The organism is Halopseudomonas formosensis (assembly GCF_900115905.1).
In the GTDB taxonomy this organism is placed as follows: domain Bacteria; phylum Pseudomonadota; class Gammaproteobacteria; order Pseudomonadales; family Pseudomonadaceae; genus Halopseudomonas; species Halopseudomonas formosensis.
Genome location: NZ_FOYD01000003.1, coordinates 132,192 through 149,139, shown reverse-complemented (window position 1 = coordinate 149,139; position 16,948 = coordinate 132,192). Strand labels below are relative to the sequence as shown.

Sequence of the window (16,948 nt, the reverse complement as noted above, 5' to 3'; positions counted from 1 at the left end):
ATTACTCTTGGGCGGAATCGGCGTCGGACTTCGGCTCTTTGATCTTGGTGGTGCGCGTTACCGGCGGCTTGCGCGCCTTGGCGCTGCTGCGGGCTGCCGGTTTGCCGAGCAGCGCCGGCTTTTCCAGCTGAGTCTCATCAGCCGGGACGGTGCCTGCCTTGCTGCGCGGCTTGCGGGGAGCCGCTTTCTTCTTCGGGGCCGGTTGCAGCTCACCCTGCTGCTCACTGTGCAGCAGTCGGGTTGCCATCTCCCAGTGACGCTGTTCCTGGCCCTCGGGGCGGCCCTCGCTTTCCCAGATCTGATAGGCAAGTTCACGGGTACGCTGTTCGATATCACTCATGACGTGGTGCCTGATGGTAGAGGGGTACAAGAAGGTTGACCGGGGTCTCGGCCAATAGCTCACTGACCGGCACAGCTGGTCCGCTGTGTACCGGGGTGCCGGTGAGGGCACTGCACAGCGGCACGGCGGGCAGGTCGACAAGGGTGTCACCCCAGTTGCCTGGCGGGATGAGTGGCTGTTCGCTGTCGCGCAACAGCGGCGCGGCGAGCCGGGGGACCAGAACCACCGCCAGATGCTCACCATGACGCCGGCAGAAGGCAACCAAGCGATGTGCGTGCTGGCCCTGGACCCGGAGCGGCTGATAATCGCCTCGACTGAAAAGCTCCGGAAACTGCCGACGGGTAGTCAGGACACGGCCGATGAACCACTGCTTGATCCGGCCATCGGTCCAGCTCCGCAGCAGCTCGGTCGGATCCGGACTGGAGCTCAGGCTGGACATCCGCGTGGGGTAATCCACCGGGCGACGGTTATCCGGGTCGACCATGCTGAAATCCCAGTACTCACAGCCCTGATAGAGGTCCGGCACCCCGGGGCAGGTCATGCGCAGCATGCTCTGGGCCAGACCGTTCAGTGCGCCGTTGCAGCCGGTGAGTTGGACCGCATGGGCCAGGGCCCGACGCAGCTCGATGCCCTCGCGGGCGGTCAACAGGCGCTGCAGATAGCTTTCGCAGGCTTGCTCGTAGGTCGCATCCGGTGCTGTCCAGCTGCTGCGCAGCTTGGCTTCGCGCAGGGCCTTCTGCTGCCACTGGCCGGCGCGTTCGGCCAGCGCACCGCAGCCCTGCTGATCATCCGGGTCCAGGCCCAGCGGCCAGTGGGCAAACAGCGTCTGCAGCAGCATGAGCTCGTCAGCCGGCTCCGGCGCCGGGCGACCCGCTGCCAGGGAGCGCAGTGGTTCCGCGAGCTTGTGCCAGAAGCGCACCTGGATACTGAACCAGGGGGCATGCTCGCTGACCACCGCCAGGCGCGCCCGGGCATCCTCGCCGCGCTTGTGGTCGTGGCTGGCGGTGGTCAGCAGGCCCAGGGGGAAATGTTCGGCCTGATCGATGCACTCGGCGTGGAACCACTCCGGTGAGGCACTGAAACGCCCGGGGTCGGAGCCCACATCGTTGCGCGAAAACAACACGGCGGAGCGGTAGAAGGCGGTGTCCTCCACCGCCTTGGCGGCCGCCGGCGCCGTCAGCTGGTGGAAGCGCGCCAGCAGACGCCGTTGAAAGCGCCGTTTACTGCCAGGCGGGGAGGCGTGCAGCGGATCCCCGCCAAGCCAGCGTTCGAGCTGGTCGAGTACCGGCCAGTCGTTCTGGCCCAGCTCGCCCCGGGCCCCCTCCAGCGCCCGATCGAACAGCTGCCGGTCCTGGGGTGTATGCCCGCAGACCCAGGTGTAGGTGCGGTAGACCGGGTAGTGCATGATGAGTGCGCGCAGGCTGCGGCGGATGGCGCCGAGGGTGATGTCCCGGGTGGCCAGGCTGCTGCGGGCCAGACGCAGCAGGCCACGGGCCACTACCTCGAAATCCGCCGCCAGGGAACCTTCGAGTACCATGGCACGCGCCTGGCGTACTTCCTCACTGAAGTCCCCCGGCCTGCCGGTGAGCGAACTCCACAGCTCCGTCAGTTCCCGCTGACCGTCCGAATCGTGCTGCAGCAGGGCTACCCGATTCATGAAGTCGTAGCCGGTAGTACCGTCCACCTGCCAGTCGTTCGGCAGTCGCTCACCGTCAGCGAGGATCTTCTCGACATGGATGGTGAAGGGGCCATGACCGGGCGGCAGCAGGCGTTCGACCCGCCGTCGCAGCCGCCGGCAGTAGGCCCGCGGGTTGGCCAGACCATCGATATGGTCGATGCGCAGGCCGTCAATGAGACCGTCCTGAATGAGTTCAAATACCTTGCGGTGGGTGGCCTCGAATACCTGAGGCAGTTCCGCCCGCAGGGCTATCAGTTCATTCACATCGAAGAAGCGCCGCCAGTTGATATCGTCATTGGCGGTGCGCCAGTGCGCCAGTCGGTAGTGCTGCTGCTCGAGCAGCTGATGCAGAGCCACAGCCGACTCCGGCGTCCGGTTGTTGTACCGGGCCACGGCACGCTCCAGTGCGGCGGCGGCCGGGCCGCGGGCGAGGTCAATCAGCTCGCCATGGATGGTGTGACTGATGCCGGCAATATCCATCTGATCCTCGAGAGCCGCGCAGCGGTCAGCGATGCGGGTAAGGCTGTCATCACCGCTGTCGTCGAGGATCCGGGCGTAGCTGGGAAGGGCCACGGGCAGTTGATGATCGTGGTGGTACAGGTAGAAACAGCCGGTGACCGGGACGAAGGTCAGCCGCAGATTCTCCTGTTTCAGTGTCGTCAGATAGTCGTCGGCGAGGATCGGCAGCAACACCCGGCCACGATTGTACGGATCCTGGCATTGCCAGTTGATGTCGAAGAAGCTGGCGTAGAGGCTGGTACTGCCCCACAGCAGCACATCCTGCCACCAGGGGTTGTGGCAGTCGGCGGCCATGTGGTTGGGTACCAGGTCCAGGATCAGGCCCATACCCCGCTCGCGCAGGGCATGAACCAGGCGGCGCAATGCCTCTTCACCACCCAGTTCAGGGTTGACCCTGGTGGGGTCGATCACGTCATAGCCGTGCAGGGAGCCGGGGCGCGCAGTGAGCAGGGGGGAGGCGTAGATATGGCTGATGCCCAGACGGTCGAAATAGTCCACCCATTCCACGGCGTCGTCCAGGGTAAACCCGGCATGGAATTGCAGGCGCATCGTAGCACGCAGGTCGGTCATTTCGTTTGTTTCCTGGCCAGGTTACGGCGTTCTTCATCAAGGTTCTTCAGGCGCTGTCGGGCGCCCGGTTGTTCCAGCATCCGGCTGGCGGGCAGGGGCCAGCGCCGCCGCCAGTTCGGGTGAGAGTCGGGCGCGCCGGGCAGATTGGGTTGCTCCATCTCGGCCATCACATCCTCCAGTGGCACGATCACCAGGGGCGCCGGGGTGCGGCCGAGGAAGCGGATGCTGGCGTCCAGTCGCAGCTCGTCATCAGTGCCTGTCGGCAGGTTCTCGGCGTGCAGCGCGCTGTCCAGTACCCGAATCTGATGCCGTCGTTCCTGGCGCTGCTCATCGGCCTGCCGTTGATCGCACTGGTCAACTTCCTGGCGCCACTGGATGTCGCGGCCGTTGAGCCAGCCGCAGGTGGTAGGCAGATCGTGGGTGCTGGTGGTGGCGAGGGCTCGGTCGGACCATTGGCCGGGCGCCGGCAGCTCATCATCCTGCTGCTCGAACTGCAGTACCCGCATACCGAGGATCTGGCGCTGCGCCAGGGTCTCCTGAAGGTCGTGGGGGACCGTGCCCAGATCTTCCCCTATGATCAGCGCCCGGTGTCGCCAGGCCTCCAGCGTCAGCAGGCGCAGCAGGTCTTCCAGCGGATAGCGCAGGTAGGCGCCCTGGCTTGCATCGGCGCCGTCGGGGACCAGCCACAGACGCTGCAGTCCCATGATGTGATCAATGCGCAGGCCACCACTGTGGCGCAGGTTGGCCCGCAGCATCCGGATGAAGGCGCTGTAGTCGTGATCGCGCAGGCCCTGGGGCGAGAATGCCGCCACGCCCCAGTTCTGACCTCGGGCATTGAGCAGATCGGGCGGTGCGCCGATGCTGACCCCGGCGAGCAGCTGCTCCTGACAGGCCCAGCCGAAGCTGCCGGCCGGGTCTGCGCCTATGGCCATGTCGGCTATCAGCCCTATGCCCATCCCGGCTTCCCTGGCGCTGTGCTGAGTCCGGGCCAGACCGCGCTCGGCCAGCCACTGGCCGAAGGCGTGGAACTCCAGCTCCTCGGCATGCTGACGGGCAAACTGGCGCACTTCCGGAGACCGGGGTTGACGCCAGTGCGCAGGCCAGCGTCGCCAGTCCGCCCCTTCGCCCTGTTCCAGCAGGTGCTGCTGGAGGGCCTCATGGCAGCAGTGCAACTGCAGCTGCTCGCCGCCCTGCAGGCGAAAGTGCTGAAAATCCTCCTGCGCGGCGACCGGCGCACTGCTGAAGCGCTGAAACAGCCTGCGCAGTATCTTCATGCGCAACGCGGCGGCAGCCGGCCAGTCGATCAGCGCAAGCGCCTCCAACTCGGTACTCTGTTTCTCCAGATTGCAGTCACGCAGGGTCTGTTCGACCCAGGCCGCATCGAGCACCTGAGACGGTGTCGCGTGCAGAACGTTGAAATGATTGCGACTGGAGGGGGAATAGGGGCTGTACTGCTGGGGCAACTGGGTAAACATGGCATGCAGCGGACTGATCGCGAGGACATCGGCGCCCAGGCCACCGGCACTGATGGCCAGCTCTTCGAGTGCGCCGGTGTCGCCCAGACCTCCATCACCCGGGCGGCGCAGGGAATAGACCTGGGCGGCGATACCCCATATGTGATTGCGTCCGGTCAGCTGCGTCACACTCGGGCAGGCGCCGGGGGCACAGGCCAGCAGCCACTCCCCCTCGTCACTGAACAATCGATGGTAGCCACCGGGCTGACCCGGCAGGTGGCCGCGGGCGTTTGTGTGCAGGTCGATTTCACTGCCGTCTTCGCGCTGCAGTCGACAGTGGCTGCCGGGCGGCAATCGCTCACCCAGGTCTATCGGCAGATCAGCGTCGGTGATGATCAGGTGGCCGGACTCGGCCTCCCTGCGCTGGCGCACTTCGCCAAGGCTGGCGCGGATCTGCGCTTCGCTGTCGACGGCCAGGTCCAGCGCCCTGAGCACTGCGCGCATGGCATCCTCGTCCAGCTGGGCGGCCTCGCCATGGGCATCGGTCCACTGGCGCAGCAGACCGACTTCATCGGCCAGTTCGATCAGCGGTCGGCTGCTCATGTTGCTGGATCCAGTACAGCCCGGGAGCTGAATCCGGGAAGCAGCGCTGCATCCTTCGACAGACTGGCTCGGTCGTCGTGGATGACGGTGCTGCCCGGCTCCGGCGCGCTGACCGTGACCGGATGCTCCGACAGGTTGAGATCGATACGCAGTCGGCTGCCGTCGCCCAGTCGCCAGCAGGCGGAGATGGCCTTCTCGCCGAGAATGCGTGCGCCATCGGACTCGCTGCCCGGCAGGCGGGGAATGATATGGGCACGGCGCAGTTGCAGCAGGGTGCGGTAGTAGGCGCGCCAGTCGTCCACCAGTGTCGGGTTGGCGGCTTCCCGATTTGGTACCGATGCCAGGAAGGTAGCCGGATCATTGGGGTCGGGAATGCGCTGGCGCGCTGCTTCGTCGTTGAATGCGCTGAAGTCGGCAAATTCCCTGCGTCGCCCTTCGCGTACCGCCTCGCCCAGTTCCGGCGGGTGATCGGTAAAGAACAGGAAGGGCTGCTCGCAGCCCCACTCCTCACCCATGAACAACAGCGGGATCATGGGGCAGAGCAGGACCAGACCGAGGGCGGCACGCACTGCACGATGGTCCGCCAGGGAAACGAGGCGCTCGCCCAGGGCACGGTTGCCGATCTGGTCGTGATTCTGCAGGAACAGGATGAACGCGGTCGGTGGCAGGTGGCCGCTGGGTTCGCCACGGCTCTTGCCGCTGCGGCTGACTTCGCCCTGGTAGATGAAACCCTCGCGCAGGCAGCGGGCCAGCTTGATGGTGGTGTCCCGGGCAAAATCACTGTAATAGCTTTCCTGCTCACCGGTCATCAGCACGTGCAGGGCGTGATGTCCGTCGTCGTTCCACTGGGCGTCGTAGCCGGCTTCGAGAAGGCTGGCCTGATTGTTCTCGTTTTCCAGCATCAGGTGCACCTGACGGTTGTCAGGCACACTTTCCCTGATCCGCCGTGCCAGATCACGCAGGAAGTTGTCGTCGCCGATGGCATGCACGGCATCCAGACGCAGGCCGTCGATACGATAGTCGATCAGCCACATCAGGGCGTTCTCGAGGAAGAAATTCGCCACCTCGGGCCGACTGAAATCGATCGCTGCACCCCAGGGGGTATTGCTGAGCGGGTCGAAGAAGGCGCTGGCATAATCACCCAGGTAATTGCCCTGCGGACCGAAGTGGTTGTAGACCACGTCCATGAACACCATGAGCCCGAGACCATGGGCGGTGTCGATCATGTCCCTCAGCTCGTCAGGGGTGCCCAGACTGGCCTGGGGAGCGAAGGGGAACACGCCGTCATAGCCCCAGTTGTGTCGGCCCGGGCACTGGCTGACCGGCATCAGCTCTATGGCGGTCACGCCCAGCTCGCGCAGTTCGGCCAACTGCTGGCGAATCCCGGCGAAACCGCCGCAGGCCGCCGGGTGCAGTTCGTAGATCACGGTTTCGTGCCAGGGTCGCCCGTGCCAGTCGCTGTTTTGCCAGGGGTAGGCAGCGGGGTCGACCACGCAGCTCGGGCCCTCCAGTCCCTGGGGCTGATAGCGCGAGGCCGGATCAGGTACCGACAGGCGATCATCGATCAGGAAACGGTACAGGGTGCCGGCGCCGCAGTTGACTCGAACGCTGTACCAGCCCTCGTCCTGATGCAGCATGCGGTGCACGCTGCCGTCCCCCAGACGGACGGCGACGCTGCGCGCATCCGGTGCCCACAGGGAGAAGCAGGTGGCACCGTCGGGTTGCAGCGTAGCGCCGTGCAGATGCGTCAGCTCGCGCATGCGCGGACTCTCCGGCGGCTGGAGAAGGCCGCATCAGTGCCATCTATGAGGCGACGGTAAAGCCGGTCATAGGGCTGCACGGCCTGGTGCCAGTACAGCGGGGCGGCCATCGCCTTGCGCCGCATGGCATTGAGCAGCAGTGGCCGCCGATGCACGTTCAGGGCGCGGCCTATGGCTTGCAGATAACTGTCCAGCGTGGCTTCGCGGAACAGGAAACCTGTTACCCCGTCCTCGATGGTATCGGCCAGGCCACCGGTGCGACGCGCGATCGGCAACGAGCCGTAGCACTGCGCGTAGCTCTGGCTCAGGCCGCAGGGTTCATAGCGCGAAGGCATGAGCAGGAAGTCGCTGCCGGCAATGATCCGCCGGGCCTCCGTCTCGCAGAAGGTGAGGTTGACTCCGACACGACCGGGGAAACGGGTGGCCAGCGCTTCCACTTGTTGCTCCAGAGCACGTTCACCCTGACCGATGATGGCGATCCGGCCGCCACCGGCGACAATGTGCTCGGCCGCCGCCAGGGTCAGATCGATGCCTTTCTGGTGAACCAGGCGTGACACCACGGCGAACAGCGGGCCGTCGTCGTGCAGGTCGAACGTTCGTGCCACGTGGCGGGCATGAAGCTGCTTGGCTTCCCACTGTCCGGACTTGAACCCCTGGAGCAGGCGGGGATCATTGGCCGGATCCCAACTGTCGTCAATGCCGTTGACGAAGCCGCACAGCAGGCCCTCGCTGGTCTTGCGCCGCAGCAGCCCTTCCAGCCCGCAACCGAAGGCAGCCGAGGTGATTTCGTGGGCATAGGTATGACTGACGGTGGAGATGCGGGTGGCATAGTTGATCCCGGCCTTCATGCAGGACAGCTTGCCGTAGTATTCCATGCCCTCGGGGCTCAGCGCTTCGGCGGGCAGGCCCAGCTCCACATGGCTTTCCATCTCGCACAGGCCCTGGTAGGCCAGATTGTGGATGGTGAAGATGCAGGGCGTGTTCTGGCCGCTCCACTTCATGTACGCCGGGGTCAGGCCGGTAGGCCAGTCGTTGGCATGCACCAGGTCCGGTGTCCAGTTGCGGATCCCGCTGCCACCGGCAATCTGCGCGGCCGCCAGGGCCAGGCGGGCGAAGCGGATATGATTGTCCGGCCAGTCGTTGCCCTGACTGTCGCCGTAAGGGTTGCCCTCGCGATCATACAGTTGCTGACACAGAACCACGTGCACCACCAGCTGATCAGGCAGTGTCAGTTCGCCGATCAGGCAGGGCGGGATGGCACCACGTCCCGGCAGCTTGCCGATGACCCGCATCGGCAGGCCACTGCGCATCACCTGGCGATAACCGGGGATGAGTACCCGGACATCATGATGCCGGGACAGCGCCCGGGGCAGGGCAGCGGATACATCGCCGAGCCCGCCCACCTTGACCAGATCAGTGAACTCCGACGTGACAAAGAGAATACGCTGGGCATCCGGTGGAGTGGACCGGGTCAGTGACAAGGGTGTCAGTGTTGATGCAGCGTGTTTGAACGACTCTTCCGGCAGGACCGCCGCGGCATTTCCCATACCATCCTCCAAACCCTGTAGATTGCAGCTCGATAATGTGTAGCCGACTTGGCTGACTCGGTGCCGGCAATTGCTGCCGGGGACGCTTGCTGTTCTGTCCATCACTCAATTCAGTGACCGATGGGTCTGATAGAAGTTTCGACTTTTTCGTCTGGCTGTGATCGTCGGTTGGGGGAACTTGCATGCAGGGCCAGGCGCTCTAAACCGGTATTGATCCGCGCAACGGCCAGAGGAGAACAGCAAGATGCATGAATTGCAGCCCGTGGTGGACTATCTGAAGAACAACGAACTGATTCTGGCCACCGCCGAATCCTGTACCGCCGGCCTGATTGCGGCCCGCTTGGCCGAGGTGTCCGGCAGCGGTGCGGTGATGGAATGCGGCTACGTGGTGTATGCGGTGGAGGCCAAGCGCGAGATGCTCGGGGTAAGTCAGCGGACGATCGATGAATTCGGCCTGACCAGCGAGGAGGTGGCGCGGGAAATGGCCCTCGGTGCGTTGGAAAACTGCGGTGCCGGCATCACGCTGGCCAATACCGGTCTGGCCGAAGCCGATGGCGAGCTCGATGGAACCCTGTGCTTTGCCTGCGCCATGCTGGTGGAAGGTGAACCCCGGGTGGTCAGCGAGACCATCAAATTCCCCGGTGAGCGCAACGAGGTGCGCGAGCAGGCGGCGCGCCATGCGTTGCTGTCAGTGGAGCGTTATGTGGCCCGGCTGCGCAATCCCTTCGAGAACCACTGAGTGGTTACCAGAAGCCCTCGGGATGGCGTTCGCGCAGTTCCGGCAGGGATAGCTGGAAGGCTTCACGGAACAGGTCGTCGAGCTGGGTATCCAGCACCATGCTGTTGATCGATTCCAGTCCCGCGCTGAGCCGGCGACAACTGCCCTCCGGAACCAGCAGCAATTGATGCAGCACCCGGCCGTCGCTGTCGAGTCGGATCAGATAGTGACTCGAGCGGCTGTCAGCGTCGCGGCTGACCTGCAGGCACAACTCCGGGGGCGTGCCCTGCACATGCACCCGGGCATGCAACCCGGCTTCACCGGCCGCCAGTGCGGTCCGTTCGAACAGCGGCGCAGCCCTGGCCAGCAGGACCTCGCTGTACTGCTGGCGGTGCTGGTCGGTCACGGCGGTCATGCTGGTCATGGCGGCTCCTGTCAGGACTCTGTGGTTAGAAGCTTTGACCGGCGCCCGGGCGACGAGTTGTACCGCCAGGGGGAAAAAATAACGCGAACCTCTGCCAGAGGCGGGCCTCCAACCCTACAGGTGCCCCTGCACCTGCATGTACAACCTGATTGGAGGCCAAGCACATGACTCAACGTAGAGGTGGTAAAGGCAATTTTGCTGAAAACCCGCAACGTGCAGCGGAAGCTGGCAGAAAAGGCGGTCAGGCCAGCGGTGGTAACTTCAAGAACAATCCGCAGCGGGCGGCGGAGGCCGGACGCAAGGGCGGGCAGCAGAGCAGACGGAGCTGATTGACGACGGCGGAGGTCGCCAGACCTCCGTTCCCGCCCCGTCGCCGCCCGGGCGGCGGGGTTCAGCAGTACCCCCGATCGCGGTTTACCCATCTTTGTAAATTGCAAACCTGATCATTATCCCGGTCCGGGTGGACTGTAGCCGGGCTGGGGCTGCACTGTTATGCTTCAGGCATCATCCTTCGCCCACAACGGGCCAACTCAAGAGGTAAGCATGAAGCGGAATCTGCTGGCAGCCACTGTAGCGATAGGTATTGTGACCCTGGTGGGCTGCAATAATAAGGACAAGGAACAGAACGTGGAACTCACCACGTCGATTCAGCAGGCCTCCTACGGCATAGGTCTGAACATGGGTCAGACGCTGGCGCAGGACGGTCTTAACGATCTGGATCTCGATGCTCTGAAACTGGGCATGCAGGATGCGCTGGGTGGCAAGCAGCCGCGCCTGGAGGACAAGGACATTATTGCCGCCTTCGGTGACCTGCAGGCCAGGCTGGAAGAGAAGGCCAGCGAGGCGGACGAGGCCAATCAGCAGGCCGCGGCCGACTATCTGGCGGACAATGCCAAGCGTGAAGGTGTCACTACTACCGATTCCGGTCTGCAGTACGAGGTCATTGAATCCGGTAATGCCGACGGCGCCCAGCCCGGTGCCGATGACGTGGTAACCGTGCACTACGAGGGTCGCCTGATTGATGGCACCGTATTCGACAGCTCCCTGCAGCGCGGCGAGCCCATCGATCTGCCGGTGGGCCAGGTGATTCCCGGTTGGGTAGAGGCCCTGCAGCTGATGCGTGTGGGCGACAAATGGAAAGTCACCATTCCCAGCGAGCTGGCTTACGGCCCGGTGAGCCCGAGTCCGCTGATTCCGCCGAATTCCGTGCTGGTGTTCGACATGCAGCTGCTCGGTATTCAAGGGAACGGCGACACCGAGTGAGTAGAAAGGTAACGCCCTCGGAGGGGCAGGGCAGACGCACCTGTCCCCTCGGTGTTACTGTTATGCACATTTCCCGGTGACGGTCCAGTCCCGGGAAGACGTCTCCCAGCAGATTTTGTGCCAAGCGCAAGTGCCTGTTTTTCAAGTCTTTTCTTCCTGATTAAAAAATACCCAGCAGTGTCCAGCTGCATTTTCATGCGGCTTTGGGCGATTTGATCAGGGCTTGTTCACAGAGTTATCCACAGGATCTGTGGGTAACCCCGGCGAAGGCGCCGGGGTTGTCGGGAAGGGAAGGTCAGCCCGCTTTGGCTACCTGAGCCTGCAATTGCAGCAGGTCGATGAGGATGTGGCCGGTTTCGGCGAGGAAGGGGTCCTTGGCGGCATCGACTTCGTCATCGGTATCCGGAATGCCGGCGGTCTCGAGCAGCGGATCTTCCTTCTCCAGTTTTTCCAGCGGCTCTTCGCCCAGGGCCCGGCGGCGGGCATTCTCCATGGCCAGCAGCTTCTCTTCGAACTCTTGCTGCTCGGCCCGGCGACGCTCTTCGTTCAGCGGCAGGTATTCCCGCTCCTGCATGGCCCGGTTGAGGTCGATGCGGGCCATGGTGTAGATGAACTCGGGATTCTTCTCCGCCCGTGCCTTGTGCCGGTCGATCAGCTGGGGTACCAGTACCTGCAGCATGTTATCGGCCTTGTACGGCACCGGCGGGATGGTATCCCAGGGCAGGGCGCGGGGCAGGCTGCTTTCACCGAAATCGGCGGTTTCCAGGAGCGACGGATAGAGGATGTCCGGGACCACGCCACGGTTCTGCGTGCTCTGTCCGGACACCCGGTAGAACTTCGCCAGGGTGAACTTGAGTTCGCCATGGTTGAGCGGCTGGATCGACTGCACCGTCCCCTTGCCGAAGGTCGGCTCGCCGATCACCAGGCCACGCCCATAGTCCTGCACCGCGCCGGCAAAGATCTCCGAGGCAGAGGCAGACAGCTTGTTGACTATCACCGCCAGGGGGCCGTGGTAGACCACGCCGGCATCGGGATCATCCAGCACCTGCACCTGTCCCTTGGCGTCGCGTACCAGCACACTGGGGCCCTGACCTATGAACAGGCCGGTCAGCTCGGTGGCCTCCTGCAGGGAGCCGCCGCCATTGTTGCGCAGGTCCAGAACGATGCCGTCAATGTTCTGTTCCTGCAGCTCGCTGAGCAGCCGGCGAACATCGCGGGTGGTGCTGCGATAATCCGGATCACCCCGGCGATAGGCCTTGAAATCGATATAGAAGCCGGGCACCTCGATCACCCCGATACGGTAATCCTGGCCCTGCTCGTTGAATTCCAGCACCGAGGATTTGGCGGCCTGGTCCTCCAGTTTGACCGCTTCACGCACCAGAACCACCTCGCGGCTGGTCATGTCACTGGGCGGGTTGCTGGCGGGAATGACTTCCAGGCGCACGGTGGAGCCCTTGGGACCGCGGATCAGCTTGACGACTTCATCAAGCCGCCAGCCGACCACATCGACCATTTCGCCGTTGCCCTGGGCCACGCCGATGATGCGATCGGCCGGAGCCAGCTGCTTGCTCTTCTCCGCCGGACCGGCCGGCACCAGACGGACGATCTTGGTGTGGTCGTTGTCGCTTTGCAGCACGGCGCCGATGCCCTCGAGGGACAGGCTCATGTTGATGTCGAAGTTCTCCGCGTTATCCGGAGACATGTACTGGGTATGGGGGTCGTAGACCTGGGCCAGGGCATTGATGTAGTTCTGGAAGATGTCCTCGCTGCGGGTCTGGTACAGGCGCTTCTGCTGGTTGGCGTAGCGTTTCTCGAGCAGCTCCTGGATGGAGTCGGTTTCGCGGCCGGCCAGTTTCAGCCGCAGCACCTCATCCTTGATCTGCTGGCGCCAGAGGCTGTGCAGCGCGCTGTCGTCAGCGGGCCAGTCCGCCTTCTCGCGATCGATCAGGATCATCTGGTCGCCGCTGAAGTCCAGCTTGTCTATGCCTTCGCTCAGCAGCTGACGGGCAAAGGCGATACGCTGGTCGGCACGCTGGATCTGCCGGGTATGCATGGCGAAACCGACGCTCAGGTCACCGGCCTGCAGCAGGTCATCGAACTTGTAGCGGTATTCGGAGAAATCACGGATGTCCGCTTCGGTAAAAAGACTGCGCTGTGGATCCAGCTGGCGCAGGTAGGTGTCGAAAACCTCGCTGGACAGCTCATCGTCCAGGCGGATCCGGTTGTAATGGTGACGACGCAGCAGTTCGACGGTATTGAGACTGGCGATCATCTGCTCACGGGTCGGCTGCAGACTCTCCAGATCCAGAACAGGGATAGCGCTAACTGCCTCGTCAGCGACGGCATTGCCCACGCCCAGACAGAGGAGGGCAATGAGGCAGGATTTGCGCAGGGTGGTAGATAGTGTCATCTGAGGTATCGTGTCCGGAGAGCTGAAGGTATGCTTTCTTTAGTGTGCTGACGGAAGCCGTGGGTTCCCGTTTTCAGGTCATTCAACGAATCAATATTGGAGGCACAGTGAGAGGATTGCAAGCTGAAGGTGGGGTGCTGAGCTGGCGTACGGAGCCGGCTGTCGCCCTGCAACCCGGGCAGGTTCGGGTGAGGGTCAAGGCTGCTGGAATCAACCGTGCGGACCTGCTGCAGAAAGCCGGCCACTATCCGCCGCCGCCGGGTACAACCGATATTCTCGGGCTCGAATGTGCCGGCGAGGTGATCGAAACGGCCGGTCAGACCCGCTGGCAGGTGGGGGACAGGGTATGCGCGCTGCTCGCCGGTGGCGGCATGGCCGATGAGGTGGTGGTCGATGCCCGGCACCTGCTGCCGGTACCCCGGGATATGGCCTGGGAAGACGCAGCGGCGATTCCCGAGGTGTTCAGTACTGCCTGGCTGAACGTGTTTGAGCTGGGCGCAGCCCAGCCCGGGGAGAAGGTGCTGATCCACGCCGGGGCCAGTGGTGTCGGCACCGCGGCGATCCAGTTGTGCAAGGCCTTCGGCAACCCCTGCTGGGTGAGCCTGGGCTCCCAGGAGAAACTGGAAACCTGTCAGGCCCTGGGGGCTGAGGGCGGGGTGCTGCGCCATGATGGGATTGCCGCTCTGAAGGACTTCGGGCCCTTCAATGTGGCGCTGGATCCGGTCGGCGCCACCTATGCTCCCGAGCATCTGGATCTGCTGGCCCAGGACGGGCGCTGGGTACTGATCGGTCTGATGGGCGGTCGTAATGCCGAGCTGGATCTGGCCAAGGTACTGGTCAAGCGGCTGCAGCTGACCGGCTCCACGCTGCGCACCCGCAGCGCCGACTTCAAGGCCGGACTGCTGGCGCGGATGGAAGAGAAGCTCTGGCCCCTGTTCGAATCCGGACAATTGAAACCTCTGGTGGCCCGGACCTACACCTTCGATCAGGCCGAGGAGGCCTTTGCCGAGCTGGCCAGGGATCAGGTGGTCGGCAAGATAGTGCTGGTCAACAACTGAGGAGTGAGGGGCGGCGGTCCGACGGTCCGGTGCCCGGGGTTCGCACCGGGGCGGTGCTCCTACAGTTGCGGCCTTGATGTCTAATCGTTTTTGTGGGAGCCGCCGCCCCGGGGGCGAATGGGGGCGAATGGGGGCGAATGGGGGCGGTGCCCATGCCGACTGCGTTTTGCACGGAGCGGCCCGGCGTTGCCTGCGGTTCGCATCGAGCGGTCCGGCGTCCCGGCGGTGCCTGGGGTTCGCACCGGGCGGTCCGGCGTCCCGGCGGTGCTCCTACAGTTGCGGCCTCGATGTCTGTTTGTTTTTTGTAGGAGCCCCCGCCCCGGGGGCGAATGGGGTGTCGAGCGCCTGCGCTACACCCCGGCCTTCACACCTGCGTACTGTTGAGAAACGCGGTCAGCACCTTCTGCAGATATTCCACATCCTTCACCCCCGCCAGCTCGCGGATCGAGTGCATGGCGAAGGTCGGCGCGCCTATGTCGACGGTACGCACGCCCAGACGACTGGAGGTGATGGGCCCTATGGTGCTGCCGCAGCCCATGTCGCTGCGCACCACGAAGGTCTGCACCGGTACCCCGGCCTGCTGGCACAGATGGCGGAACAGGGCCGCGGTTTCGCTGGTGGTGGCGTAGCGCTGGTTGTTGTTGATCTTGATCACCGGACCGGCATTGAGCTGCGGGCCGTGATTGCCGTCATGACGGTCGGCATAGTTGGGGTGGATGCCATGGGCGTTGTCCGCTGATACCAGCACCGAACGCTGGATGGTGCGGATGCGCTGCTGGTCGTCGGGAATCAGGCGACGCAGGACATCCTCCAGGAAGGGGCCGTCGGCGCCGCAGCAGGAGCTGGAGCCGACCTCTTCGTGGTCGGTACAGACCAGCAGGCAGGCCTGCTCACCATCGCTGGCCAGCAGCGCCTCCAGCCCGGCATGGCAGGACAGCAGGTTGTCCAGCCGGGCCGCAGCCAGAAAATCGCCATCCAGACCCACCACCGCCGGCGCCTGGGTGTCGTAGAAGCTCAGCTCGTAATCGAGCACGGTCAGCGGGCCGTGTTCGGGGTGACGGCCCTGCAGTTCGCTGGCCAGCAGGGCGCGCAGGTCCCGGCCGGGTTCGATGCTGTGGGCCAGCACCGGGGGCAGGTCGGTTTGGGGGTTGACCGCAAAGCCGCTGTTGACGTCGCGGTTGAGGTGGATGGCCAGGCTCGGAATGATGGCAATGGCGCGCTGGAAATCCACCAGCAGGTTGAGCAGCTGCCCCTGGGCATTGCGCGCAGTCACGCGACCTGCCAGCGACAGGTCACGGTCGAACCAGGGCGCCAGCAGAGCGCCGCCGTAGACTTCCACGCCCAGTTGCCAGAGCCCCTGACGGTTCAGTTCCGGCTGCGGCTTGACCCGCAGGCAGGGACTGTCGGTGTGCGCGCCGATCAGCCGGATGCCGCGCTCCAGCGCGCCGGGCTGACCCAGGCTGAAGGCAATCAGCGAAGACTGGTTGCGCAGCACGTAGTAGCGCCCACCAGCCGTGAGATCCCACTCGTCACGCTCGTTCAGCTGCTGATAGCCGGCGGCCTGCAGACGTTCCGCCAGGCTGCGGGCGGCATGGAAGGGCGTGGGGGAAGCCTGGATGAAATCGGCGAGGGATTGACTGGTGCTGTTGTGCAACGTGAATTCTCCTGTTCAGAACGGGGCCGGGCTGTCGAATACCATGCGCTGACCGGTCTGCGGATGGTTGATCTCCAGCCGCGCGGCATGCAGGGCCAGTCGCGGGCAGGCGTTGAGTGCCTGTTCATGGGCGTAGAGCCGGTCGCCCAGCAGCGGATGGCCGATGCTGAGCATGTGCACGCGCAACTGGTGGGAGCGTCCGGTTATGGGGGTCAGCTCCACCCGGCAGTAATCGCCAAGGCGTTCCAGGACCTGCCAGAAGGTCTGCGCCGGCTTGCCCAGCTCATGGTCGACAATGTGCCGGGGTTTGTTCGGGGGATCATACCGCAGGGGCAGGTCGATATGCCCGGCATCGGCCTCCGGCTGGCCCCAGCACAGGGCAATGTAGCGCTTGCCGGTCTCGCGGTCGTGGAACTGGCGGGACAGCTCGCGGTGACTGTCCGGGTCCCGGGCGATGACCAGAATGCCGGAGGTTTCCCAGTCCAGACGGTGCACTATGCGCGCTTCGGGGTAGCCGTTGTCCTGCAGGCGGGTGATCAGGCAGTCCTTGTTGTCCTCGGCACGCCCGGGCACCGAGAGCAGCAGGGTGGGTTTGTCAACGATCAGGAAGGCGGGATCCTCATGGAGGATACCGATATCGGTCAGGGGCATCGGGGGTCCAAGGTGCCGCCCGGGGACGGCACCTGTCTGTCAGCGATCGGGGAGGGTGATGTTCAGTTCGAGGATGGAGCAATCGTCCTGATTATCCAGGGCTACATGCACCTGATCCCGGTCGATGGGTACGTACTTGCTGATCACGTCGATGATTTCCTGCTGCAGCTGCGGCAGGTAATCGGGCTGACTGCGCTGGCCACGTTCATGGGCAACAATGATCTGCAGGCGCTCCTTGGCCACGGAAGCAGGGGATTCCTGCTTCTTGCGCCGGGTGAAGTAATCGAACAGGCTCATGG

Annotated in this window: 14 protein-coding genes; 4 read left to right on the top strand and 10 right to left on the bottom strand. The window is 64.2% G+C overall.

Annotated features, from left to right (window positions below; genetic code table 11):
* Position 1: 1 nt before the first annotated feature.
* Genes BM046_RS06020 through glgA form a run of 5 tightly spaced genes read right to left on the bottom strand, consistent with a single transcriptional unit; the run spans position 2 to position 8,471 of the window.
* Entirely contained in the window at positions 2-340 is a 339-nt protein-coding gene (locus BM046_RS06020) for a DUF2934 domain-containing protein (protein ID WP_090538010.1), read from the bottom strand.
* Positions 333-3,107: a malto-oligosyltrehalose synthase gene (treY, locus tag BM046_RS06015; RefSeq protein WP_090538007.1), complete on the bottom strand. Its 2,775-nt coding sequence runs from the start codon at positions 3,105-3,107 to the stop codon at positions 333-335. Before treY ends, BM046_RS06020 begins: the two co-directional genes overlap by 8 nt.
* Positions 3,104-5,164, bottom strand: a complete 2,061-nt coding sequence (gene malQ / locus BM046_RS06010) for a 4-alpha-glucanotransferase (RefSeq protein ID WP_090538005.1) — start codon at positions 5,162-5,164, stop codon at positions 3,104-3,106. Before malQ ends, treY begins: the two co-directional genes overlap by 4 nt.
* A complete protein-coding gene (gene treZ, locus BM046_RS06005; protein WP_090538003.1) occupies positions 5,161-6,924 on the bottom strand; it encodes a malto-oligosyltrehalose trehalohydrolase in 1,764 nt (587 codons plus the stop codon). Before treZ ends, malQ begins: the two co-directional genes overlap by 4 nt.
* Entirely contained in the window at positions 6,912-8,471 is a 1,560-nt protein-coding gene (gene glgA / locus BM046_RS06000) for a glycogen synthase GlgA (RefSeq protein WP_090538001.1), read from the bottom strand. The genes treZ and glgA overlap by 13 nt, the downstream gene beginning before the upstream one ends.
* 244 nt (positions 8,472-8,715) lie before the next feature.
* Here glgA and BM046_RS05995 point away from each other — a divergent pair, with 244 nt between their 5' ends.
* Positions 8,716-9,210 (top strand): CinA family protein, encoded by a 495-nt coding sequence (locus BM046_RS05995; RefSeq protein WP_090537999.1) that lies wholly within the window; start codon positions 8,716-8,718, stop codon positions 9,208-9,210.
* A 4-nt stretch (positions 9,211-9,214) separates the two neighbouring features.
* Here the strand turns inward: BM046_RS05995 and BM046_RS05990 are convergent, their stop codons facing one another.
* Positions 9,215-9,613: a hypothetical protein gene (locus tag BM046_RS05990; protein WP_090537997.1), complete on the bottom strand. Its 399-nt coding sequence runs from the start codon at positions 9,611-9,613 to the stop codon at positions 9,215-9,217.
* Positions 9,614-9,777: 164 nt separating this feature from the next.
* Between BM046_RS05990 and BM046_RS05985 the strand changes: the two genes are divergently transcribed.
* Positions 9,778-9,942, top strand: a complete 165-nt coding sequence (locus BM046_RS05985) for a con-10 family general stress protein (protein ID WP_090538417.1) — start codon at positions 9,778-9,780, stop codon at positions 9,940-9,942.
* Positions 9,943-10,156: 214 nt separating this feature from the next.
* Positions 10,157-10,876, top strand: coding sequence for an FKBP-type peptidyl-prolyl cis-trans isomerase (locus tag BM046_RS05980; protein ID WP_090537995.1), 720 nt, complete (start codon positions 10,157-10,159; stop codon positions 10,874-10,876).
* A gap of 295 nt (positions 10,877-11,171) precedes the next feature.
* Here BM046_RS05980 and BM046_RS05975 read toward each other — a convergent pair whose 3' ends face one another.
* Positions 11,172-13,286 (bottom strand): carboxy terminal-processing peptidase, encoded by a 2,115-nt coding sequence (locus BM046_RS05975; RefSeq protein ID WP_090537993.1) that lies wholly within the window; start codon positions 13,284-13,286, stop codon positions 11,172-11,174.
* A gap of 107 nt (positions 13,287-13,393) precedes the next feature.
* Between BM046_RS05975 and BM046_RS05970 the strand changes: the two genes are divergently transcribed.
* Positions 13,394-14,344 carry an NAD(P)H-quinone oxidoreductase gene (locus tag BM046_RS05970; RefSeq protein ID WP_090538416.1) on the top strand — a complete coding sequence of 317 codons (951 nt, stop codon included), beginning with the start codon at positions 13,394-13,396 and terminating at the stop codon, positions 14,342-14,344.
* A 364-nt stretch (positions 14,345-14,708) separates the two neighbouring features.
* Here BM046_RS05970 and BM046_RS05965 read toward each other — a convergent pair whose 3' ends face one another.
* Genes BM046_RS05965 through minE form a run of 3 tightly spaced genes read right to left on the bottom strand, consistent with a single transcriptional unit; the run spans position 14,709 to position 16,946 of the window.
* Positions 14,709-15,998 (bottom strand): M18 family aminopeptidase, encoded by a 1,290-nt coding sequence (locus BM046_RS05965; protein ID WP_090537991.1) that lies wholly within the window; start codon positions 15,996-15,998, stop codon positions 14,709-14,711.
* A 15-nt stretch (positions 15,999-16,013) separates the two neighbouring features.
* A complete protein-coding gene (locus tag BM046_RS05960; protein ID WP_090537989.1) occupies positions 16,014-16,649 on the bottom strand; it encodes an RluA family pseudouridine synthase in 636 nt (211 codons plus the stop codon).
* 39 nt (positions 16,650-16,688) lie between these two features.
* On the bottom strand, positions 16,689-16,946 hold the full coding sequence (gene minE / locus BM046_RS05955; RefSeq protein WP_090537987.1) for a cell division topological specificity factor MinE: 258 nt from the start codon (positions 16,944-16,946) through the stop codon (positions 16,689-16,691).
* Positions 16,947-16,948: the final 2 nt, after the last annotated feature.